We start from the raw sequence: 23,646 nt of genomic DNA on the forward strand, positions 1-23,646 counted from the left end.
TAGAGTTAAAAGGATCCAACCTGAGAAAAAAAATGTAATTTTGTCAGATTCCTTCGTTCTTTGAAATAAAACCATCAAGAGGGGTCAATATCACCGGAACGAGGGGTCAACATCACCGGAATATCCATGACTGCGAAAAAAGTTCATCTTATTAAGTTAATGAAGTAAACAGGGGTTTCCGAAACGGTATATAAGACTTTTACGGTTCTTTGAAAATAGGTATTTCCCGTTTTACATTTTGACTGAGCGAGATCATGGTTTCGGTGGCAACAACACCGGGAATTTCCTGAATACGGTTGTTGAGAAGATCCATCAAATGCTCATTGTCGCGGGCGTAAAGTTTAACTAACAACGTATAGGGACCCGTAGTGAAATGACACTCGGTGATTTCGGGAATTTTTTCGAATTCGGGTACCACGTTTTTATACATGGAACCTTTCTCGAGTTTCACACCAATATAAGCAGTTGTAGCATATCCGAGCACTTTGGGATTAACATTATATCCGGATCCGGTGATCACATTGTTTTCGATCATCCGTTGAACGCGTTGGTGGATGGCAGCACGTGAAACGCCACATTGTTCGGCAACATCTCGAAATGGAATTCGAGCATTTTGAGAGATGATCTCTAAAATTTGTCGGTCCAATTTGTCAATTTTTTCCATCGAACTTCTTTTATTATTTACATTTTGACTTCAAAAGTACTAATTTTCTTTATTAAAATGACAAATTGAAATTATTTTTTTTGAAATAAAATAATTTGTAAACTAAACAGTCTCAATTTTGAAACGAATATTTCGTGAAAGAAGAACTCTTACTGCAAAATCGAGTTAACCAGTATTTCTGCCAAATTAAAATCGAATGCGGTTGTAATTTTAATGTTCTCGTCATTCCCCTCCACCAAGTGAATTTCGATACCATACTCTTCGGCCACCGAAGCATCATCGGTAAAGGAGCTTTTGAAATCTACAGAATAGGCTTTCTTCAAAAGACGAGCAGGAAAAACCTGAGGAGTCTGTACCAATTTCAACAAAGAGCGATCGATAGGTTTGTGTCCGTGTGAAGTGAGCATCCGGACACTGTTTTTTTCGCTCACTACCGGGATAGCTCCACATTGACAATTTGCGGCTTCGGCAAATACGTTTTCAATAACCGAGTGTGCAACAAATGGCCGAGCTGCATCATGGATAGCCACCATTTCATCATCATCGATCAGCGAAAGTCCGTTTTTTACCGAATGAAAACGTGTTGCTCCCCCATCGACGAGCAAGTGCGGCACTTCAAATCCATGAGAAGAACATAACTGCGCCCACAAATTACGATATTCGGGATGAAGAACAACGACTATTTTCATTTCCCGATTGTATCGATAAAAAACTTGAATGGTATGCATCAATAATGGTTTACCGCCAACAGACACAAACTGTTTGGGTAACTCGGTGCCTGCCCGAAGGCCTACCCCTCCGGCGACAATCACGACACTTTGTTTCTGCAAGCCCTTCATGCAACGACACATTAAGCAATCTCATCGAGCATGCGCTGCAAATCCTCGTCGGCTTTGGTAAGTTTCTCTTTGCAAAAAGCAATCAACTCGCCCGCATGCTTAACCTTTTCAGTCAGTTTATCCACATCAAGCTCGCCGGACTCGATAGAGCGGACAATTTCTTCCAGTTCTTTCCGTGCCTGAGAATAAGTCATATTTTCCATTTTTCGATATTTTTTATTTCCGAAGTTGTTTTACCATCCGAAAAAATAGTTTCGATACATTCGTTTTCAACGAGAGAAGTAGCGGAAGTTACGATTTTACCATTTTGCACCGTGATGGTATATCCCCGCTTCAGCACATTTTTGGGAGATACCATTTCAAAATATTGCTCAGCGTTCTCTATCCGATGTTTTTCACTCCGAATCACATGTTCAACAGCATTCCGAAAGCGCACGACCTGCTCTTTGTGCTCTTGCCTAAGCGTATCGAGTTGCTTTTGTGAATAGGCACGAAGCATAAAAACAACATTTCCGATTTCGCTGTTTTGTTTACTCAAAAAGGCAATAGAATGATGATATACGTCCTTCGACAAAAGCGCCAACTCCGAGTTTTCGCGGCTAATCGCTTGTCTTGCAATAGATACCAAACGCTGTTGCAAGTCGGTTATTCGGGCGAGCGACTCGGCTTGATGATCGATGAAAAACTCGGCAACGGCAGTTGGCGTTTTAACACTTGTGTGGGCAACCATATCGAGCACGGTGACATCGCGCTCGTGTCCGATGCCGGTTACGATAGGCAAAGGAAATTGAGCACAGTTGGTTGCAACCGGATAAGAATCGAAACAATTCAGTTCGGACGTTGCCCCTCCACCCCGAATGATAGCTACGGCATCAAACATATCCCGGTTTTCGTAAATCTTTTCGAGCGCAGCAATAATTGAAGCTTCGCTATTTTCTCCCTGCATTGCAGCCGGAAAAAGTTTCGTATAAAAAATCAATCCGAACGGATTCGAAGCAAGTTGATGCAAAAAATCGCCATATCCGGCTGCAGTGGCAGAAGAAATCACGGCAATCCGATTGCACACATCAGGTATAGGGAGTTCTTTATTAAGCCTGAGCACTCCTTCCTCCTCGAGCCGGCGAATAACCAACATTCGGTTGCGCGCCATTTCGCCAATCGTAAACGAAGGATCGATATCCACCACCGTGAGAGAATAACCATACTGTTCGTGAAATTCCACCGACACACGAACCAAAACCCCCATTCCCGAAGTAAATGCCGTACCGGTTTGCGATTGGAAATAACTTTCGAGAAGGCGAAAGGTATTTGCCCAAATCACACCACGAGCGCGGGCGACAATATTTTGCGTAACCGGATCTTTTTCGATAAACTCCAAATAGCAGTGGCCATTGGCATTGCGCCGCACATCACTCGTTTCGGCACGTACCCAATATGTGTCCGGAAAATTGTTTTTCACTACTTCCCGCACAAAGCGATTCAGTTCCAGCAAGGTGAGCGATTGATTCATAGTTTAATTTTTAAACGCGCAACACGCAAATCCAAAGGACTATCGATGACGATGTAAAGATATTGGTTTTCTTTTTTCAAACCACTGTTCAGCTGAAAATTTAATAGATAATTCTCGTCGAGCTTGTTTTCGTAAAGGATCAGTCCATTTTCGGAAAGCAATCTGACAATATATATATTAGGAGGAAGCTCGCGATCGAGAAGTTGAACGGAAATATGATTTTTAGGATGATCCATCGAAACGGAAAAACCATCATCGGACAATATTTTTTCGGCGGGTTCGATACTTTCAAGAACGGTTCTCATAGCTTTGGAAAAATCGGGAATTCCGTATCCAAAGACAGTATCAGGGCGATTATACCGATCGGCCGATTCTTTCAGGGCATGGAGGATGTCGGTACGGGTAAGTTGAGGATGAATGGACCAAAGAGAGGCAACGAGTCCGGCAAGAAATGGCGACGAAAAGGACGTTCCATTCGACCATCCCACAACACCGTTTTGATTAACCGTAGCCACTCCCACTCCCGCCGACACTAAATCGGGTTTTATGCGTCCGTCGGCCGTAGGGCCAATAGAACTAAATTTGGCAATAGTGCTATCAAGTAGAACAGCTCCGACCGTAAGCGCATGAAAAGCATCGGCAGGAACTGTAATCTTTCTCCAGGGTTTATTGCCCTCATTTCCGGCACTGCACACCAATAATATACCCTTTTCGAAAGCTTTGTCGGCAGCACGTGTCATGAGTGAAGTCGAACCATTCATCTGCTCGTAGCGGTAACTCAACGATGGATCGTCAAAATCGCTATAGCCCAAAGATGTATTCACGATATCCACCCCCACGCTATCGGCAAATTCTATTGCCTCCACCCAAAAATCCTCTTCGACGGGAAATTCGCTTTGCGAATCTTCGGATCGGAGCAACCAGTAAGACGCTTCGGGAGCAGAACCGATCATGAGATAGGGCTGATTCACGGCCATAGTAGATAACACTTTGGTGCCGTGATCGTTTGCCGAAAAAAGAGATCCGTTCGGGACAAAATCCTTATATCCAAGCAGGTTGTATTTTGCGAAATAGGGAATAACATCCACATTGGTAAAACCGGCATCGATAACGGCAATCGCAATTCCTTTCCCCCGAAAACCGGCTTTGATCATTCGATCGGCTTTATGTAAGGCAAACTGTTCGCGAGAGATTCCGAAAAAATCCTTTTCGGAGACGGTATCCTCACAAAAAGAGGGTTCGAGACGTGGTCGCATAAGATGAGTCGTCCGTTGATCATTGCCGCGCCAGATATATTTAACGGAATCTACAAAAGGCAATAATCGTACGGCCTCTATTTGCAGGCTGTCCTTCAACTGAACCACGCAGGTATTGAACCACTTGCTTTTCGAAACAATTTTTCCACCCGAATTTGCAATGATTTGCAAATAATTTTTCGAGACAGGAAAATCGGTACTGTCGATATCGACCCGTTCTTTACGTTTGCGCTCTATTGCCCGTTTCGATAAAAAAGATTGCGGGTTGTCCACCGAATATTCCATCTCGCTTCCTTTATCCTTCAAATATACGCGGAAGCGATATTCGAGCGGAGAGGTTTGCCCCAAAAGCACTATAGAAAAAGCGGCAAATAGAATGATGGTGTAGATGCGTAGTGTCATGATTTTAACTGATGGATAAGCAAAAATACATACGATTTATCAAAAAGAAAAATCCGCATCGCGATTTTATTCACGATGCGGATCGGCAGCAGCAACAATTGTCCTTAATCTTTACCGAAACCTTCGGTCATTTTCTGAATATCCTGCAATGTAAAATCGCCCAGAAACTGGAGTATCACACTTTCATCATCGCTGCCATCGACAATCATGATGAGTTCGCGAATACTTTCGGGCTTGCCTTTCATAAAAAAATTCACGTTGTCGTCGTCATCCGATTTCACGCGCATCAGCAATTCATAATTATCTGTCTTGACTTGGTTGTTTGCCAGAGAGACCATGCGTTTTCCAATATTCTTATCCTCGGTAGTAAGAATGAGAATGGACGACAATTTGTGCAAAAAATTGCCCACGTCTATGCCCCCATAATTCATATTTTTGGCGTTTTTGGGGAAAAGTGAAAGCATGTTTTTCGAAATGTAAACCGACGTAACACCATCCATTTCGGTAAACTGTTCGAATGGATTCTTTTGAGCTGAAAGATTTGCTGCGCATACTACAAAAAGTATAGCTATCAATAATTTTCTCATTGTTTCGTATATATAGTTTGATGAATAATCTTCTGTGTTTTCTCCACATGAACGGCTGCTTTTTCGATAGGCTGCATGCCTTTTTCGAAATTATCGGAAAACAACTGCAGAGCGTGCATTGTTGCCCGATAAGCATCATTCGGATTTTGATATGTGTCGGCCATCAAAGCCGGTTTGGGGTTATCGGATTGAACAAAAAAACGGATTCCGAACACAAGCAAAACAGAGGCGGCAACGACCAAAAACGGAGATAACAATCGTCGCATCCCGGTCCTCTCCGACTTCATTTTACGATCGTCGTCAAACGAATCAATGAGCGCGGAAATTCTCTGTTCCAAGTCGGATGGAATCGGCACATTTTGGTCGTAAAACGATAAAAACACCCGTCTATCCTCTTCGAGCGATTTGGGAACAACTTCCTGTCTGAAAAAATCGGACAACCGCTTTTCCTCATCGAGCGAGGTTTCTCCTTTATAAAATCTGTCGAGCAGTTTATGTATTTCTTCGATTTGCATATTCATTTTGTTTTTATGATCACGGTTCGTGTCGTTCGATCAATGCCAGTTGAGCCTTCATCGCACTTCGCGCTCTCGAGAGCAATTGTCTTATATTCACTTCGGTATATTGCGTAACATTCGCTATTTCCGGAATTGACAAATCGGCAAAATGTCGGAGTTGCATTACTTTTTGCTGCGAAGCAGGCAATTTTTTTAAGCAATCCATCACCACCGAGAGTTGATCCTTCGCCATCAGAGTATGTTCGAGCCACTCGTCGCTTTCAGTTTCCTGATCCGGATCGAGCAATGTCGTGCGCTTGTGATAACTTTCGCGAAGCATATCGAGTGCCAGATTTTTGGCCATTCTGATGACAAAAGCCTCGTCATTGCGAATATCATCGAGTCGGTCACGCAGCTGCCAGAGCTTGATGTAAACCTCCTGCACAGCATCTTCCGCATCCTTTTCGTTTTCGAGAATCGAGTATGCTACCCGATAGATTTGTCGATGGAGACCCAGAAATCTATTTTTAAACTCACTGCTCTCCATCCCTTTTTTTTGATGACCATTTCTCGATATCCTTCGGATCTATTTTTCCGGTAATGCTTATCAACGCAGGATCGTCACCTGAAGTAACAATTACCAGTTCGCGAATTAAATCCTTATCGAAACGAAGCAAAATTTTGGTTCTCTCGCGGCCATCGTTCGTGTTTAGAAACGTTTCGTAACGGTTATCTCGCAATTTCGAGACGCGTTCGTTGAAACGTTGCTTCACTTCGGGAGAGCATTCTTCGAGCGACAACACCTTGATGCCGGAAATATTTGCCAGCTCGCCGTTTCCCCGCTCGAAGGTTTTCGCCACGGACATCAACAATCCTCCCAATTTCACTTTTTCGACATTCTCAGCGCGCGAAAACTCATTGAAAAGTCGGTTTACGGATATTTGTGCCCACATTGCCGAACACAAAGCTGTAAATAGCAGCACACTAACAATTCTTTTATACATTGCTATAGAATTTAATTTGGGAGAAACATCAATCAGGATCGTTTCTATACAGAAGACGAATCAGATAAAATTCTGTGACACGGATTTGTTCAGATTGTGCAGAAAAAACCATCTTTGGGAAAGAATTGCCGGCAACTTCTCGTCCGCCTGCAATTTGGCCGGGCTGCTATTCTGCACTCACTACTTCCTTTCCAAAAGGCACAAAAGCCAGCCTCATCAGTTTGAAATGCTGATTGCCAAAAGGAATACCAATGATCGTGATATAAAAAAGCAGTCCGAATAACAGATGTGTCAGCGCGATGGGGAGTCCACCGATAAAAAACCAAATGATATTCATAACAGTGGACAGACAACCGGAGCTTGAAGGAATGGTTCGGATTTTTTTGCCAAAAGGCCAGAGTGCAAGTTCGGCCAGTTTGAGTGACTGAAGCCCAAATGGTATGCCGACAATCGTAACCATCATGCCGATGCTGCTGATGACATATTCGATGGCGGTGATGGCGCCACCGAACAACACCCAGATAATATTGCCCAACGTTTTCATCGCACGGCTATTACCTCGATCTCAATCGGAGCATTCTTAGGCAGCGCCTTCACGGCAAAAGCCGATCGCGCAGGAAAAACGCCCGAAAACTGTTCGGCATACACTTCGTTCATGTCCGAAAAATCGTTCATGTCGGTCAAGAATACCGTAGTTTTCACAATGGCATCCATATTCAGTCCGGCTTCTGCCAAAATAGCACGAATGTTTTTGAACACTTGAGCGGTTTGTTCTTTGATGCCGCCTGTTACCATTGTTCCGGTAGCGGGATCGATAGGCAATTGCCCCGACACGAAAATCATCCCGTTTGCTTCTATGGCTTGGCTGTAAGGACCGATAGCAGCAGGGGCTTGTTGAGTTGAAATTGACTTTTTCATATTCTTGGAATTATAAGTTTTTTTTGAGCAGATAATCGAGAACTATAGTATGAGTATCGAAAAAAAGTTTTATGTTAGATTTCTTACTGCTTTTTTTCTTCAATTAATTTCCAGACCGTTGTCGAACAACTTCATAGACAAGAATGCCGGCAGCAACCGACACGTTGAGTGAACCGATGGCACCGAATTGGGGAATTTTGACCAACTCGTCGCAGATACGCAAATTTTCGGCAGCGATGCCTTCATCTTCCGATCCCATCACGATGGCCGACGGCACCGTGTAATCGGCTGAAGTATAAAGATTGGCCGCTTTTTCGGTAGCAGCAACCACTTTAATCCCGCTATTTTTGAGAAAAACGATTGCCTCTCTGATGTTTCGTTCGCGACAGACCGGGATGCGAAGCAAAGCACCGGCAGATGTTTTTACCGCGTCGGCATTCACCGAAACACTTCCTCGTTGCGGAATGACAATAGCATCCACGCCGGCCACTTCGCAGGTGCGCGCAATGGCTCCAAAATTGCGCACATCCGTGAGCCCGTCCAGCACCAGAATAAACGGGTTGCGACCTTCCTCAAACAGACGGGGAATCACCTCTTCGAGACGATAGTATGTAACGGCCGAAATATACGCCACCACCCCTTGATGATTTTTTCGGGTGAGCGATTCAAGTTTCTCGACCGGCACACGCTGCATCGGAATATTGTAGTGGCGCAACGTGTTCTGCAATTCACGAAACAGTTCGCCCTGCAAATCGCGTTTCACCAACACTTTGTCGATGTCCTTTCCGGCTTCCGCAGCCTCAATCACGGCACGCAGGCCGAAAATCATCTCTTTTTCTTTCATTTATCAGTTATGGATGGTTTCGTATTTTTATCACTTAGTTTTTTCGGAGCATCACCTTCGCATTTTCGATGGCCTGCGCCGTAGTTTCCGCGCCGCTGAGCAAACGGGCAATTTCGGTTATTCGCTCTTCGGAAGACAATTGCCGCATATAGGTCTGTGTGGAATCTTCGGTATCTTTTTTATAAACGATATAATGAAAATCGCCTTTCGAGGCAATTTGCGGAAGGTGCGTAATGGCAATTACCTGCATATTGCGGCTCATATCTTGCATGATGCGGCCCATCTTATCGGCCATTTCGCCCGAGGTTCCCGTATCTATTTCGTCGAAAATAATGGTTGGTAAGGCTGTAGCACCAGCAATCATAGCTTTGACGCAAAGCATGAGACGAGAAATTTCGCCGCCGGAGGCAATTTGCGAAACCGGAAGCAGATCGGTATTTTTGTTGGCCGAAAACAAAAATTGGACATCGTCCATACCTGTTTCGTCGGGCTGTTGCTTAGGCGTAATCCGGCACTCGAATCGAGCATTCGGCATTCCCAGATAAGAAAGTCGAGAAGTCAATTCTTTTTCGATATCGGATATTGCCCCCAAACGTTTTTCCGAGAGACGGCGAGCCAAATCGGACAACTGCTCGCGCTTTTCCGAAAGAATATTTTCAGCCGACGAAATTTTTTCTTCCATCGAATCGATATTTTGCAACTTCGACCCGATATCGTCACGCAATTCTATCAACTGACGAACAGTGGCAACCGAATGTTTTTTTTGCAGATCGTAGATGACACCCAAGCGATCTTCAACAAGCTGTTGACGATCGGGATTAAATTCTATTTCGTCGAAAAGGCGCTCGGTTTCGCTGCGCAGATCTTTCAGATCGAGATAGGCCGATTCGAGGCGCTGAACAATTTCATCGGCTTTAGGGAAAACCGATTGTATATTACGGACTGACTCGAGAGCCGATTTGAGCATGGTTTCCACATTTTGATCCTCGCCCGAAAGCAGATTAGTAACCGCAAACAATCCCGATTTTATTTCTTCGGAATGCGTAAGGGCTTCGAGTTCGGCTTCGAGCTCCTCCTGTTCGCCTTCGCGAAGAGCGGCTTCCGAAAGCGCCGCGTATTGAAAACGCAGATAATCCTCTTCCTCCTTGTTTTTGCGTGACGCCTCCTTCAGATCGGCCAACACCTTAGCCGCCGATCGAAAACTGTGGAATGCCGAAACATATTCGCCACGAAGCAAGCGGGTATCGGCAAGCGCATCCACTACGAGCAATTGAAACTGCCGGTCGTTCAGCGCCAGGTTTTGGTGCTGCGAATGGATGTCGATTAGTCGATCGCCCAGCGCCTTCAAGTCATTCAAATATACCGGCGAATCGTTGAGAAATGCACGCGATTTGCCATTCGCCCAAATCTCGCGTCGCAGGATGCAGGTCTCTCCTTCGTAAACCCAATCGTGTTCATCGAACAATGATTTCAAATCATACTTCGACACATCGAAAACGCCTTCGACCAAGCACTTGTTTTCGCCCTGCTTTATTTGCCGGGCATCGGCACGCTGACCCAAAATCAACGATAGTGCACCCAGAATAATAGACTTGCCGGCACCCGTTTCACCGGTAATTACCGAAAAACCGGGAGCAAACTCGATATTCAGCGAATCAATCAGTGCATAATTTTCTATCGAAAGCGATTTGAGCATGAGTTATCAACGTTCGTTAAAATATCTTTTTATAAAAATCAAGTTCGTTTTGCAGGCGTTCTACTTCGGCCTGCAACGCACGCACCTTACCCAGCAGGTGATGCATCGCTTCGATGCCTTCGATATTGATATCCCAATCGTATCGCCAACGAACAAACTGTTCCAAATCGTCCAGATCGTCATATTCGATATATTTCTGTTCATTTTCCGATACGATGTGGATCAGTCCGGATTCCTGCAAGGAATCGATGAAATTTTCTTCCACCTGATAGATGCGAATGCAATCGCTATATAGAATTCTGTTTTCGTTCATCGTGTTCTGATTTTTGACAGTTCGGTAAACAATTCTTTCTCTCTTTGCGACAAATGTTCGGGAATCGTAACTTTTAGCGTGACGTACAAATCGCCATACTGCCCTTCCTTTTTATATACCGGGAAACCTTTCCCTTTTAGGCGTAATTTGGTATCGGGCTGAGTGCCGGGTTTAATTTTCATGTTCACTTGTCCGTCAAGCGTATTCACACGAATTTCGCCTCCAAGCACCAGCGTGTACAAGTCCACTGGGACTTCGGTATACAAGTCATCACCCAAACGTTTGAATTGAGGATCGTCTTCCACAATAAACGTGATATACAAATCGCCATTGGGGCCGCCATTAACGCCGGGTTGACCATATCCGGGAAGTTTAATCTTTTGGCCATTGGCCACGCCTGCCGGAATGGTGATACGGATATTTTTTCCGTCAACGGTTATTTCCTGCTTATGGGTGGTAGCAGCCTGACGAAGTGTCAGACGAAGCTCGGCATGATAATCGCCTCCCTTGAACTTGCGCGAACCGCGACTCCCGGCACGTTGAGAAAATCCGCTGCCAAACATCGAATGGAAGAAATCCGAAAAATCGTCGTCGCCGAAATCGCCTTCGGTATAAAAGGTGCGAGCTCCACCGCCGCCAAAATTGCCCCATTGCTGTTGATATTCGCGCTGCGCTTTTTCGTACTCTTCGCCGTGTTTCCAGTTTTCGCCATACTTATCGTATTTGGCACGCTTTTCGGGATCGCTCAGCACTTCATTGGCTTCGTTGATTTCCTGAAACTTGCGATGAGCATCCTTGTCATCCGGATTCAAATCGGGATGCATCTTGCGCGCCAGCTTGCGATACGCTTTCTTAATCTCTTCCTGCGTCGCATTTTTTGGAACTCCCAAAACCTTGTAGTAATCGATGTATGCCATACTGTCTCTGATAGCTGTTTTCTATATTGAAAGTTTTCTACAAAAATAGCAAAAAATATACCGTTTTTATCTTTCGTAAAAAGAATTAGAAAGGTACGATCAAAAAGAATGAGAAGATTCAATACAGACCCACCACCTGCTCAGAAACCTTGAATTCGGTACGACGATTGATTTGATCGGCAATTTGTTGCTGTTCGGGAGTAAGTTTTTCGATAAATTCTTCATTTAACACATCGCCTTCGTGCAAAAAATCGTATTTTTTGGCAATTGAAGGCGTTACTGTTTTGGGACGTGACTTTCCATAGCCGGCTGCCGTAAGTCGATGTTTATCGATTCCCTGCGAAATAAGGTATTGCACGACAGACTGAGCCCGGCGCAACGATAATTGGTTGTTGTATTCATCGGAACCTTTGCGATCGGTATGCGACGAAAGTTCGATGGCAATGGCAGGATGCTCGTTAAGAATAGCGATCAGTTCATCCAAGCCTTTTTTCGATTCAGGACGAAGCGTAGCTTTGTCGAAATCGTAGAAGATGTTTTCGAGAATGACCGGCTTGTTGAACGGCATCAGCTCGAAATCCACAAAATAAGTTGTGTCTTTTTCGGCCGAAGAAGTGTAAATTTGTTTGTTGGCATTAAGAAAACCGTCGGCACGTGCCATAAAAGTGTAGCGTGTTCCTCTTTCGGCTCTGAAACGATAGACGCCGTCTTTATTCGTAATAAACTCTCGTTCGCTTCCATCGGAACCGACCACCCTGACCACGGCTTTGGGCAAAAGCTGTTGTTCACGATCGGCGACCAATCCTTCTATCCGGACATTCGCATCGGGATAAACGAAAGACCACACATGATCGCGTCCGCGTGCATCGCCCCGATTGGAGCTGAAGAAACCTTCATTTTTTCCCTTTGCGAACGTAATTCCAAAATCGTCATTATGGGAATTGATCGGAGATTTCATGTTTTCGATCTGCCAATGCTCGCTTCCCCGATGACGAACAGCTTCGAAAATATCCAGTCCTCCCATTCCGGGATGTCCATCGGACGAAAAATAGAAAGTACTGTCATTCAAAATATAAGGAAACATTTCGTCGCCGGGTGTATTTATTTCCGGGCCAAGATTTACAACCTTAGCCACACCTCTGCCGATAAGTTCAGCCTTCCAAATATCTTTATCCCCATATCCGCCCGGCATATCCGAAACGAAATAAAGATAATCGCCTTTCGGTGATACGGCAGGGTGTGCAAAAACGGAAAGACTGTCCTTCGAAACAATACGTAGCGGACGTCCCAAACTCCATTCCGCCCCGGATTTTTCGGAAACATAAATGGCTGTTGACGCAGGTCGTTTATCGCTTTCGGGTGAAAACGTATAAAACAGCAAAGAACCGTCGGAAGTAGTAGAAGTAATGCCTTCATCCCATACCGAATTGAGAGGCGAATCGAGAAGTTTCGGCTTTTGCCATTCGCCTTTTACGTTTTTCGTAGAAACAAAAATATCGTTATTCTTTAGTCCGGTAATGTTGCTGAGGGCATCGCCCGTCGCTTCGTCGCGCGACGAAGTCAGATAAAGCGTTTCGCCATCGGATGTCAACATGGGCGAAAATTCGCTGCGATTGGAATTGAGAATATCGGCACGTTTGGCCACAAAACGAGAAGGATGTTGCGCCCAAACCACTGCTTGACGCACCCCTGATAGTCCGTTGAGCCCGAGTATATTCGTCGAGTCGAGTCTCAAAAAATCGAGATAAGCCTTTTCAGCCTGTCGGTATTGTCCCTCTTTGTGCAACATCTGCGCGTAGCGCAAAAACATTACGGTATCGGGATAGTTGTAACGAATGGCGTTGGCATAAGAGGTTGCGGCACGTGCACTCATATTGAGTTTACGATAATTTTCGGCCATTTCGTAAGCAATTACCCCTCGCATGGCACGCTGTTCGCGTGGAGTTTCGGCATAAATTTTTCGATACGTTTCGGCTGCAGCGAAATAATTGCCCGACAAGTATTGTCGGCGTGCCTGGCTCAATTTTGCCTCATTACACGAAAACAAGAGTATGCCAATCAACAGAACAAATGTATATCGAAAATTCCCCCACATTCTTATAGACAATAACTGATTTTGGGGAAATTTATTGTATAACCAACCGATCTTTCACCTCACCTAAGGCATACTGTACACCCCTCTCACCAAAAGTTGTCCTTGCGGAACATCTCCTGTGAGCTCGATGTTTTGACTCGACTGCTCTCCGACGGAAACTTTCACGGATTTAAACAGATAGTTGTCGCCTTTCTTTTCTTGCAGAGCATATACCCGGTATTCTTCGCCCACTTTCACAACCGCTTCCTCCGGAAGACCCACTGCCTGACGTTCGCCGGTTATAATCTGTGCTTCGACGTACATGTCGTTTACAAAATCGCTCTTTCGGGGTGAAAGAATATCGGCAATGCAGACAATACTTTTTTTCTCGGGATCAATCGCTTTCCCGATTTTCGAAAGTTGTGCCGAATAAATGCTGTCCGGATTATTCGGATTGTAAAATTCCACTTTCTGCCCCACCGCAAGCGCGGCAATGTCTTTTTCGTACACGTTGAGCTGTAGATACACTTTATCGATATCTACCAACGTCATCAGCGTTTTTTCGGGAGTAACATATTCTCCAATCACACAATTGATTTGTGTAACATACCCTCCAATGGGTGCACGAATGGGTAAAATCGAAAATATTTTTCCGTTTTCAATCTCTTTCGCATCAGCTTTCAGCAGATTCAAGCGCTGTGTCAGTGCTTCGTATTGTGCCGCAATGCTTTTGAAAGCACTTTCAGCCATCTGAAAATCTTTTTTCGAAGCAATGCTGTCGCGATAAAGTGCGCTCAACCGCTCGTAATTGGCTTTAGCCATCCGATAACTGTTGCTCACTGCATTGTATTCTTCCTGTAAGGTAATGTAATCGTTGCTCTCGATGGAACAAATCACACTGCCCGCAGGTACGTAGTCGCCAATTTCGCGATGGATGCTCTTCACCGTTCCCGAAACACGACTTGTGATTTGCGCCTGTCCGTTGACGGAGGCAACCACCCTTCCATTCACTTTGACCGTCTCGCGAAAAGTTACTTGCTGCGGCACTCCCAAAGCCATACCCATAGCATCAAATTGGGCTTGCGTGATGGTTATCAACGAGTCGGATTCGTTCTGATCCTGAGTCGTTCCTGCCGATTTTTTACCACACGAAATCCATGTGGCGAAAAAGAAAAAGAAAATAAAAGCGTAAGCCGTTGTTTTCATGTGCTCCAATGATTTTACAGTGCATTATCCCCTTACTCTTTCAAGGGTTGATTTTTTCTCATTCGATGTCCAAATAGTTTAGTTCGATAGCAGTTTGGTTATAACTTGCCAAATTGTCGAGATACTCCAACCGAATATCGCTTGCATTTTCTATGCTTTGAATATATCGAAAAAAATCAATTTCGCCAACGTCATAACTTCGTTGGGCAAACTTGATGAGCTCATCGCTGATGTGCTTGCCCGAAGACTGATAATAGACAATATGAGAACGATATTTCTCCAACTCGTTCATCAATTCGGTGCGACGTGTATCCAGCGATAGCCGGTAATTTTGTCTCAAATTTTCGGCAATCTCAACGCCATATTTCCGAGCCTGAATTTTCGATTTTTGTTCTCCAAAAAACAGGGGTACCGCAATTCCCACCTGCCAACCCCAATAGTTGCGAGCATTTTCGTAACGATTGGTTCCATTGAAAAGTTCGATACTGATGTTGGGCAAAAGCCTGTTTCGCTCCACACCCAGCATTGCCTGCTCATATCGCAAACGTTCGTCGTACACCTTCAATCCGGCTTGGATAGACGACGGAGCTACCATAAACGGTTCGAGAGGTTGATCAGCCACTAAAAATTCTTCATCCGTTTGCAATAGCAATTTCAACTGTTGATACGCCGTCTGCAAATCCACTTTCACTTGTCGGAGACGAATCTCTATCTGCTGTTGTTTAGCCTGAGCATTCAACTTTTCGAGGTAGGTTATTTCTCCTTGCTCATACTGTCGGTTGGCAGATTGCGAAAAACGAGCATAAATATCCGAAATATAAGCATATTCCTTTTCCTTGTTTTGCAGATAAACGATGTGCTGATAACGTTGGGTAATGTTTTTGGTCAAACGGTTCAAAACCTGCCGATATTGGGCGTCCGAAACCGATACGGCAATCTTATTGGCCCGACGTTGCGCAGCATACACCGACGGAAAGTCGAACTCCTGCGTTGCCCCCACTACATACAACGGGTGACCATTTTCGGCAACATTGTTCGCATCGTATCCATAATAAATGCCGGTTTTTCCGATAGAATAAGCCGAAGGTACGCTTGCAATGCTTTGATTTACTTGCAGCCGGTAGGCGTTCAGCTCCCGATTGTGAGCAATACCCGTTTCTATGGCTTCTTGCAACGAAATCGTCTTTTGGGCCGACAACATACTCGGAGCAAGGAATAATAAGGGAAACAGTATTACAGACAATTTTCGTTTTCCAAACCAATGTCGGGGAGATTTGTTTTTCTTTCGCGTTTCGTCCATAAAATATCCGTACAACAGAGGCAACATGATCATGGTAAGAAATGTAGAGGTGACCAATCCACCGATGACCACCGTAGCCAGAGGTCTTTGCACTTCGGCCCCTGCCGATGTAGAGATGGCCATCGGCAAAAAGCCCAATGCGGCGGACGCCGCAGTGAGAATGACGGGACGCAATCGATCGACCGATCCCTTAAAAATAATATCATACATGGATGTATTTCTTTCGGTTTCGTTCAACTCCTGAAAATGTTCGATGAGCACGATGCCGTTGAGCACAGCTACACCAAAGAGTGCTATAAATCCCACTCCTGCCGAAATGCTGAAAGGCATACCGCGTATCCACAGAAACAGTACGCCCCCCACTATCGAGAGCGGTATTGACGAAAAGATGATGGTGGTAACTTTCAGCGAATTGAATGCAAAGTTAAGTAACAAAAAAACCAGAGCCAACGCAATCGGAACGATGATCATCAAGCGATTGGAGGCATTTTTCAGATTTTCGTACTGCCCTCCGTAATCGATATAATAACCCGGTCGCAAATCTACATCCTTTTCTACTTTCTGTTGAATGTCGGTTATCACCGATTGAAGGTCGCGATTGCGAACATTGATGCTCACGGTAACTCGCCTACGGGTATCCTCATGCGAAATTTTGGCAGGTCCGGTAGTATATTCGATGGCCGCCAATTCGCTCAACTGCACCTGATTGCCATCAGGCAAACTTACATACATGCGGCGGATATGGTCGATATCCTTACGGAAATCTTCATTGAAGCGGACAACCAAATCGAAACGTCTTTCCTGTTCATACACGTCTCCCGCCTTTTCCCCACTGAAAGCCATCGACAGATACTGATTCATTTGCTCGATAGACACTCCGTAATATGCCAATTTTTCGCGATTGTAAGTTACCCGCATTTGCGGCAGCCCGACCGTTTTTTCCACAATCACGTCGGCTGCACCGGGAATGGTCGAAGCAATGTTTCCGATTTCATTGGCTTTTTCGGCAAGATAATCCAAATCTTCCCCAAAAATTTTCACCGCAATATCCGATCGAACGCCGGTCACCAATTCGTTGAATCGCATTTCGATGGGTTGGGTAAATTCATATTCGATGCCGGGAAAAACTGAAAGCGCTTCCTTAAACTTATCGGCCAATTCCTCCTTTGTTTTGGCATTTACCCATTCTTTTTTGGGTTTCAAACGGATAATCATATCTATCTCCTCCATCGACATCGGATCGGTAGGCACTTCAGCAGCACCGATACGGCTAACGATCTTGTCCACTTCCACAAAATTATCCTTCAGTATTTTCTCCATCTGCGTGGTCATCTCGATGGTTTTTTGTAACGAAGTGCCTGTTTTGAGTACCGGTTGTATCACAAAATCACCTTCATCGAGCGTCGGGGTAAATTCGGCACCCAATCTCGGGAAGATGAAGACAACAGACAGCAGCAACAGGACGGCTCCCGCCACAATTATTCTTTTATGCCTCCAAGCCCACTGCAACGAAGGTTTGTAGGTACGATAGGCAAACTCCATCAATTTCGAATTCGAATTTTCATTTTCCACTTTCGGTTTCATGAAGAGAGCCGACGCAACCGGAAGCCAGGTCATACCCAATATCGAAGCCCCAATCACCGCGAAACAAAAGGTGATTGCCATCGGTCGAAACATTTTTCCCTCTACCCCTGTCAGCGTGAGAATTGGGACAAATACGATGAGAATAATGATTTGTCCGAAGATGGCGGAATTCATCATTTTCGAAGCCCCCTCAATCGTGATGTTGTCAGTTACAAACTTCCGATCGGAACCCGTAATCTGGCCTAAGATCCGACTGTTTCTATTGAGCATCAACGCAATATACTCAGCCACGATCACTCCTCCGTCGATAATAATTCCGAAGTCCAACGCCCCCAGACTCATCAGATTGGCATCGATCTTCAACAAATACATCATCGATAGCGTGAAAAGCAGCGATAGGGGGATAACCGAAGCGATGATGAGTGCTGTGCGAATATTTCCCAATATGAGCATCACGATCAGGATGACAATCACGATACCAAGTAACAGGTTTTCGAAAATGGTCAGAGTTGTCTTTCTTATCAGTTCGCTACGATCAACGATCGGATTTATGTAAACTCCTTCCGGAAGCGATTGCTGTACTTCCTCTACTCGTGCTTTCACCGCCTGAATGGTTTGTTGCGAATCGGCGCCTTTAAGCATCATCACCTGTCCCATCACCTTTTCACCTTCCCCATTGGCGGTGATGGCTCCAAAACGGGTTGCATATCCGAATCCGACCTGTGCAATGTCGCCTATCAAAATGGGCGATCCGTTTCGGTTTTTGATGACAATTCTACGAATGTCATCAAGCGATTTCACTGTCCCATCGCCTCTGATGAAATAACTCTGATTGTTTTTCTCGATGTATGAACCTCCGGTAATGTTATTATTGGATTTCAGCGCATCGAATACTTCAAGGAGAGTAATACCCTGACTGCGTAGCAGCTCAGGATTGATCGATATTTCATACTGTTTCAGATATCCACCCCAGGTATTCACCTCAACCACACCCGGTATCCCCGAAAGTTGCCTTTTCACGATCCAATCCTGAATAGTGCGCAAATCCATGATCGAATAACGATCTTCGTACCCCGGTTTCACATCGAGAATATATTGATAAATTTCGCCCAATCCGGTTGTTACCGGACCCATCATGGGTGTACCAAATCCTTCGGGAATATTTTCGGAGGCTTCTACTATTTTTTCGGCTATCAATTGTCGGGGAAGATAGGTTCCCAAATTTTCATCGAAAACAATCGTGACCACCGATAACCCGAATTTGGATATCGATCTGATTTCCGCTACTCCGGGCAGATTGGCCATCGCCAGTTCCACAGGCATCGTGATGTATTGTTCTACATCCTGGGTGGAAAGATTAGTGGATACCGTGATGATTTGCACCTGGTTGTTGGTAATATCGGGTACGGCTCCAACCGAAAGCTTACTTAAAGAGAAACTACCGAAAACGATGATCACCAGTACAAAAAGTACGATGACGAGTTTGTGCTTTACACTAAATTGTATGATACTGTCTAACATACCCTGTGATTAGTATTGACCTTCATTATGCGTTGCGAATCAACGAAAAAGCCGTATAAAAAAACTCTTTTGAGGCCCGCCCGCTTCGACGCCCGCCAATTTATTGATGTTCGGGACGCAGCAAATCGTTCACGGTTTTCACCGGATTGAAGGTGCTGATGGGCACTTCCACGAAAATGGTGTTCCAATCGCTCATGCCCCCATTCCACAATCCCGGAAGTTCGAGCGCTTTCAACTCCTTCCCGTTTTTCGACTTCTTCGAAATAAAGCCGGTATTTTTATCCACATAATCAGGCAGATGATATTTTTTTCCTTTCCTGTCCTTCACAGCACAAACCAGATCCACAGGATTGAAATGCGAACTTTTTTTCAATGCCTCCATCGCTTTTGGATCATTCGGGTCGATTTGAGAGCTTTCGAGAATCTGCAGCGAAGCCGTGCCATCGGCATTTTTCACGATAAACGGGCCGCCCCCCGGCTCGCCTACGTTTTTCACCATCCCGCACACACGAAAAGGTCTGTCGAGTTTGCGCTTCAAATAATCGGGCAGAGATTCAGTCAGTCCTCCTTCGGGTGGAATAATACACAATTCGTTTTTGGTAAATTCAAACATTTCTGCCAATTCTTCAGTCGAACAATTGCCTTTTTCCAGTTTTTCCAAGTATCCAAAAGCGCGCTGCCTCAAGCGGACAAGCACACCGGCCAACAACTTTTTATACTGTGCCTCATGGGGTTTAAGTCTGTCGGGCACTACATTATCGATGTTTTTGATGAAAACGATTTCGGCATCAACATCATTCAGATTTTCGATGAGTGCTCCATGCCCTCCGGGACGAAACAGCAGCGATCCGTCTTCTTCCCTGAACGGTTCGTCGTTCATGTCCACCGCAATGGTGTTGGTGCAGGGCTTTTGTTCACTGTACGAAACATCGAAAAAACAATCGAGTTTCATTTCATAAGCCGATTTGCGGGCTCCTACCAATGCTTCAAAAAAGGGTCGATGCTCCGGCGATACCGTAAAATGAATGTTCACTTCCCTATCTCTGTTCATCGCATAATACGATCCTTCGGTAAGATGCTCGCCAACCGGTGTGCGATTCCCTTCGGGGTATTTATGAAAAAGCAACAATCCTTTCGGCAGATATCCGTAGTTCAGGCCGTCGGGCATAAGCAGAGCAGACACCACATCCTTATATCGGCCTCTTTCCACCAACTCGGACACGCTATGGCCGTATAAGTCTTTGCATGAAGCATCGAGAGAGAGGTAAAACGCAAATTTGTCGATATTCCCGAAAAAAGTTTTTTCGGCTTCAGTGGTCGGCACGGCATAATCTGCGCCTAAAAACGCGAACAAATCTTTAAACATGCGACTTGCCGCACCCGAAGCCGGCACAAACTTCACCACTTGATGATCGTCTCGCAGAAAATGAGCCCATTCTTCAATATATTGTTTTTCGGCCGTTTCAGGGATGCGCATAATTCCCTTATCTATTGTTGCTGCCGAGATGATGGTTAAATAAGGGAATCCCTGCTTGAAGCGCTTCAACTGCTCTTCCACTTCGTCAAGGCTCAAGTTCATCTCTTTTATCTGTGCTAAATCACGGGGAGTAAACATAATATCAACGTTTTTAATGGAATATTATACTTGCATTACTATAACTGTTTCTGTTTCCAAACATACATAAAAATTTTTAATTCACACGCAAGTATCGAAATTAATTTGCAGGAAAGGAAAGGAAATACCAATTGCAAAAAGAGAATCGATACCTGCAGGGATAACCAAACGCCGGCCATTATAAAAGCTCCAAAAAAGGGAGAAAAGATATTCGAACCAAGTACGACGCAAATACGACGCAAATACGACCGAAGTATTATCATGAAAAAATCGGCAAAACTATAAAATTATACTTCCGATTTTGCTTCCGGAAATACGCGTCAGAAGAATCCGTCATGGCCGAACATATCCCACGAATTTTTCAAATTTTCGGCAGTACCCCCTCTTATCTTAAGAGGGGATTGCATTGGGATCACACTTAACTTATTACCTGTCCTTTATCTTATTAAGGGGGACAAGCACTGCCGTCAGGCATTGCAGGTGTCATGATGATCTGAAAATAAGACCAACTTCGCGTCTTTGTGTTTGCGCGGCAAAAAATAATCACAACGAGGCTGAGGCTCAACGCAAAACTCTTGATGCGGGATTTACGAATTGGATCATTCTTTAAAATTCGTAATCCTTTGCAAATGCGAGTCCGGCGAAAAGCAGGAATACAAAAAATAACACCACCATTCGTGGGAGCCGCTTATTCGTTTGCTCCCTGTGCTCCAATTTTTTGTGCATTGTTTACCTTTTATGCAAAACCGACAATCTGTCATAAAATTCGATCCTCAAATTTTTTTGGCACATCATTTGTTCAATCAAAAATGTAAACAAAAAAATGGAACAGAAATTCAAATAAATTAATATAAAGACTATGGGAAAAATAATTGGAATAGACTTGGGAACGACCAACTCGTGTGTCGCCGTAATGGAAGGCAGCGAGCCGGTGGTTATCCCCAACAACGAAGGCAAACGCACTACGCCGTCCGTGGTAGCGTTTTTGGATAACGGCGAACGGAAGGTAGGAGATCCGGCTAAACGTCAGGCAATTACCAATCCTACCCGGACTGTGTTTTCGATCAAACGTTTTATGGGTCGAAAGTATGATGAAGTACTCAACGAAATCTCCCAAATGCCCTATAAAGTAGCCAGAGGAGAAAACAACACCCCTCGCGTAGAAATTGACGGACAATTATATACGCCACAGGAGATTTCGGCTATCATTCTTCAAAAAATGAAGAAAACCGCCGAGGATTATCTGGGTCAGGAAGTGAAGGAAGCGGTAATCACCGTTCCGGCATACTTTAACGATTCGCAGCGTCAAGCGACCAAAGAGGCAGGCGAAATTGCGGGATTAAAAGTACAACGTATCGTCAACGAACCTACAGCGGCAGCATTAGCCTATGGGTTGGACAAGAAAAACAAAGACTCGAAGATAGCCGTATTCGATTTGGGAGGAGGAACATTCGATATCTCGATTCTCGAATTGGGAGATGGCGTTTTCGAAGTAAAATCGACTAATGGCGATACCCATCTGGGAGGTGACGATTTCGACCAGCGAATTATAGACTGGTTAGCCGAAGAGTTTCAGAAGGAAGAAGGCATCGATCTTCGCAAGGATCCGATGGCTTTGCAACGACTGAAAGAGGCCGCCGAAAAAGCCAAAATCGAATTGTCGAGTTCTACGACTACCGAAATCAACCTGCCATACATCATGCCGGTAAACGGAATACCCAAACACTTGGTGAAAACACTGACTCGGGCCAAATTCGAACAGTTGATTGACGATCTGTTGCGAAAATGTATCGCTCCTTGTCAAACGGCGATGAAAGATGCAGGATTGAGCAATTCGGACATTGACGAAGTGATTCTGGTAGGAGGATCGACACGTATCCCTGCCGTTCAGGCATTGGTCGAAAAACTTTTTGGCAAAGCTCCGCACAAGGGCGTTAATCCCGACGAAGTGGTTGCCCTTGGTGCTGCTATACAGGGAGCCGTGCTCACGGGCGAAATAAAAGATGTGTTGTTGCTCGATGTTACTCCGCTTTCGCTGGGTATCGAAACACTGGGAGGCGTGATGACAAAACTCATCGAAGCCAATACCACCATTCCTACCCGCAAGAGCGAAATATTCTCGACGGCAAGCGATAACCAACCTTCGGTACAGATCAATGTTCTGCAAGGTGAACGTGCAATGGCGCGCGACAACAAACAGATCGGCGTGTTCAATCTCGACGGCCTGCCACCTGCACCGCGTGGTGTTCCTCAAATCGAAGTTACGTTCGATATCGATGCCAACGGCATTCTCAATGTATCGGCTAAGGACAAGGCTACCGGTAAGGAACAGAAGATCCGCATCGAGGCTTCGTCCGGACTGAGCGAAGAGGAAATCAAGCGCATGAAAGAAGAAGCTGCCGCCAATGCCGAAGCCGACAGACGCGAAAAAGAGCGCATCGACAAGCTGAATCAGGCCGACTCGTTGATCTTCCAAACCGAGAAACAGCTGAAAGAATGGGGAGACAAGATTCCTGCCGACAAGAAAGCACCGATCGAGGCCGCGCTCAACAAACTGAAAGATGCCCACAAGGCTCAGGATTTGGCGGGTATCGAGGCCGCTACCAACGAGCTGAATACCGTTTTCCAAGCTGCTTCGCAGGATATGTACAATGCGACTAATGCAGGTGCGGGTCAGCAATACTCATCGGCCGATCCCGGCAGCCAGTCGCAAAGCAACAATAGTGGCAACAAAACCGATGGCGATGTGACGGATGTAGATTTTGAGGAAGTAAAATAAACTCGAAAAACAAGGATTAATATCCCTATTCAAACCACTGTAAATACTTGTTTTACAGTGGTTTTTATTTGCAGTCTCTCCCGGCCGGGCTCAATCTCGAAGAACGCCGAAAGAGAGAGA

General features: G+C 45.1%; 20 protein-coding genes. 1 reads left to right on the forward strand and 19 read right to left on the reverse strand.

The genetic code is table 11. From position 1 onward, the window contains the following. Window positions 1–199: 199 nt before the first annotated feature. The 19 genes from EJN84_RS10495 to EJN84_RS10585 all read right to left on the reverse strand — a co-directional run bounded on the left by EJN84_RS10495 (window position 200) and on the right by EJN84_RS10585 (window position 20,747). Window positions 200–664, reverse strand: a complete 465-nt coding sequence (locus EJN84_RS10495) for an Lrp/AsnC family transcriptional regulator (protein WP_129595381.1) — start codon at window positions 662–664, stop codon at window positions 200–202. Between the two features lie 149 nt (window positions 665–813). Beyond that, the gene (locus EJN84_RS10500) at window positions 814–1,503 is read right to left on the reverse strand and encodes a 2-C-methyl-D-erythritol 4-phosphate cytidylyltransferase (protein WP_129595382.1); all 690 of its coding nucleotides are present in this window, start codon (window positions 1,501–1,503) and stop codon (window positions 814–816) included. An 11-nt stretch (window positions 1,504–1,514) separates the two neighbouring features. Further along, the gene (gene xseB, locus EJN84_RS10505) at window positions 1,515–1,706 is read right to left on the reverse strand and encodes an exodeoxyribonuclease VII small subunit (RefSeq protein WP_101486986.1); all 192 of its coding nucleotides are present in this window, start codon (window positions 1,704–1,706) and stop codon (window positions 1,515–1,517) included. Beyond that, window positions 1,694–3,013 (reverse strand): exodeoxyribonuclease VII large subunit, encoded by a 1,320-nt coding sequence (gene xseA, locus EJN84_RS10510; RefSeq protein WP_129595383.1) that lies wholly within the window; start codon window positions 3,011–3,013, stop codon window positions 1,694–1,696. The genes xseB and xseA overlap by 13 nt, the downstream gene beginning before the upstream one ends. Next, on the reverse strand, window positions 3,010–4,671 hold the full coding sequence (locus EJN84_RS10515) for a S8 family peptidase (RefSeq protein WP_129595384.1): 1,662 nt from the start codon (window positions 4,669–4,671) through the stop codon (window positions 3,010–3,012). Before EJN84_RS10515 ends, xseA begins: the two co-directional genes overlap by 4 nt. A gap of 104 nt (window positions 4,672–4,775) precedes the next feature. Then, complete coding sequence (locus EJN84_RS10520) at window positions 4,776–5,258, reverse strand: DUF4252 domain-containing protein (protein ID WP_101486983.1); 483 nt, start codon at window positions 5,256–5,258, stop codon at window positions 4,776–4,778. Continuing rightward, window positions 5,255–5,779: a hypothetical protein gene (locus EJN84_RS10525; protein ID WP_129595385.1), complete on the reverse strand. Its 525-nt coding sequence runs from the start codon at window positions 5,777–5,779 to the stop codon at window positions 5,255–5,257. Before EJN84_RS10525 ends, EJN84_RS10520 begins: the two co-directional genes overlap by 4 nt. A gap of 13 nt (window positions 5,780–5,792) precedes the next feature. Next, the gene (locus EJN84_RS10530) at window positions 5,793–6,302 is read right to left on the reverse strand and encodes an RNA polymerase sigma factor (RefSeq protein ID WP_129595386.1); all 510 of its coding nucleotides are present in this window, start codon (window positions 6,300–6,302) and stop codon (window positions 5,793–5,795) included. Beyond that, complete coding sequence (locus EJN84_RS10535; protein WP_129595387.1) at window positions 6,289–6,759, reverse strand: DUF4252 domain-containing protein; 471 nt, start codon at window positions 6,757–6,759, stop codon at window positions 6,289–6,291. Before EJN84_RS10535 ends, EJN84_RS10530 begins: the two co-directional genes overlap by 14 nt. Before the next feature lie 166 nt (window positions 6,760–6,925). Then, window positions 6,926–7,303: a YccF domain-containing protein gene (locus EJN84_RS10540; RefSeq protein ID WP_129595388.1), complete on the reverse strand. Its 378-nt coding sequence runs from the start codon at window positions 7,301–7,303 to the stop codon at window positions 6,926–6,928. Then, window positions 7,300–7,677: a RidA family protein gene (locus EJN84_RS10545; RefSeq protein ID WP_129595389.1), complete on the reverse strand. Its 378-nt coding sequence runs from the start codon at window positions 7,675–7,677 to the stop codon at window positions 7,300–7,302. Before EJN84_RS10545 ends, EJN84_RS10540 begins: the two co-directional genes overlap by 4 nt. A gap of 103 nt (window positions 7,678–7,780) precedes the next feature. Beyond that, entirely contained in the window at window positions 7,781–8,521 is a 741-nt protein-coding gene (gene rlmB / locus EJN84_RS10550) for a 23S rRNA (guanosine(2251)-2'-O)-methyltransferase RlmB (protein ID WP_129595390.1), read from the reverse strand. Between the two features lie 34 nt (window positions 8,522–8,555). Beyond that, window positions 8,556–10,217 (reverse strand): DNA repair protein RecN, encoded by a 1,662-nt coding sequence (gene recN, locus EJN84_RS10555; protein WP_129595391.1) that lies wholly within the window; start codon window positions 10,215–10,217, stop codon window positions 8,556–8,558. A gap of 16 nt (window positions 10,218–10,233) precedes the next feature. Next, on the reverse strand, window positions 10,234–10,530 hold the full coding sequence (locus EJN84_RS10560; protein WP_129595392.1) for a chaperone modulator CbpM: 297 nt from the start codon (window positions 10,528–10,530) through the stop codon (window positions 10,234–10,236). Beyond that, complete coding sequence (locus tag EJN84_RS10565; protein ID WP_129595393.1) at window positions 10,527–11,447, reverse strand: DnaJ C-terminal domain-containing protein; 921 nt, start codon at window positions 11,445–11,447, stop codon at window positions 10,527–10,529. The genes EJN84_RS10560 and EJN84_RS10565 overlap by 4 nt, the downstream gene beginning before the upstream one ends. 118 nt (window positions 11,448–11,565) lie before the next feature. Next, entirely contained in the window at window positions 11,566–13,542 is a 1,977-nt protein-coding gene (gene porE, locus EJN84_RS10570; protein ID WP_129595394.1) for a PorE family type IX secretion system protein, read from the reverse strand. Between the two features lie 63 nt (window positions 13,543–13,605). Beyond that, window positions 13,606–14,727, reverse strand: a complete 1,122-nt coding sequence (locus EJN84_RS10575; protein WP_129595395.1) for an efflux RND transporter periplasmic adaptor subunit — start codon at window positions 14,725–14,727, stop codon at window positions 13,606–13,608. 58 nt (window positions 14,728–14,785) lie between these two features. After that, window positions 14,786–19,132 (reverse strand): CusA/CzcA family heavy metal efflux RND transporter, encoded by a 4,347-nt coding sequence (locus EJN84_RS10580; RefSeq protein WP_129595396.1) that lies wholly within the window; start codon window positions 19,130–19,132, stop codon window positions 14,786–14,788. A gap of 100 nt (window positions 19,133–19,232) precedes the next feature. After that, the gene (locus EJN84_RS10585; protein WP_129595397.1) at window positions 19,233–20,747 is read right to left on the reverse strand and encodes a DUF4301 family protein; all 1,515 of its coding nucleotides are present in this window, start codon (window positions 20,745–20,747) and stop codon (window positions 19,233–19,235) included. 859 nt (window positions 20,748–21,606) lie between these two features. Here EJN84_RS10585 and dnaK point away from each other — a divergent pair. Continuing rightward, a complete protein-coding gene (dnaK, locus tag EJN84_RS10590; protein WP_129595398.1) occupies window positions 21,607–23,526 on the forward strand; it encodes a molecular chaperone DnaK in 1,920 nt (639 codons plus the stop codon). Window positions 23,527–23,646: the final 120 nt, after the last annotated feature.

The sequence above is a fragment of the Seramator thermalis genome (assembly GCF_004138125.1).
Taxonomy (GTDB): domain Bacteria; phylum Bacteroidota; class Bacteroidia; order Bacteroidales; family Dysgonomonadaceae; genus Seramator; species Seramator thermalis.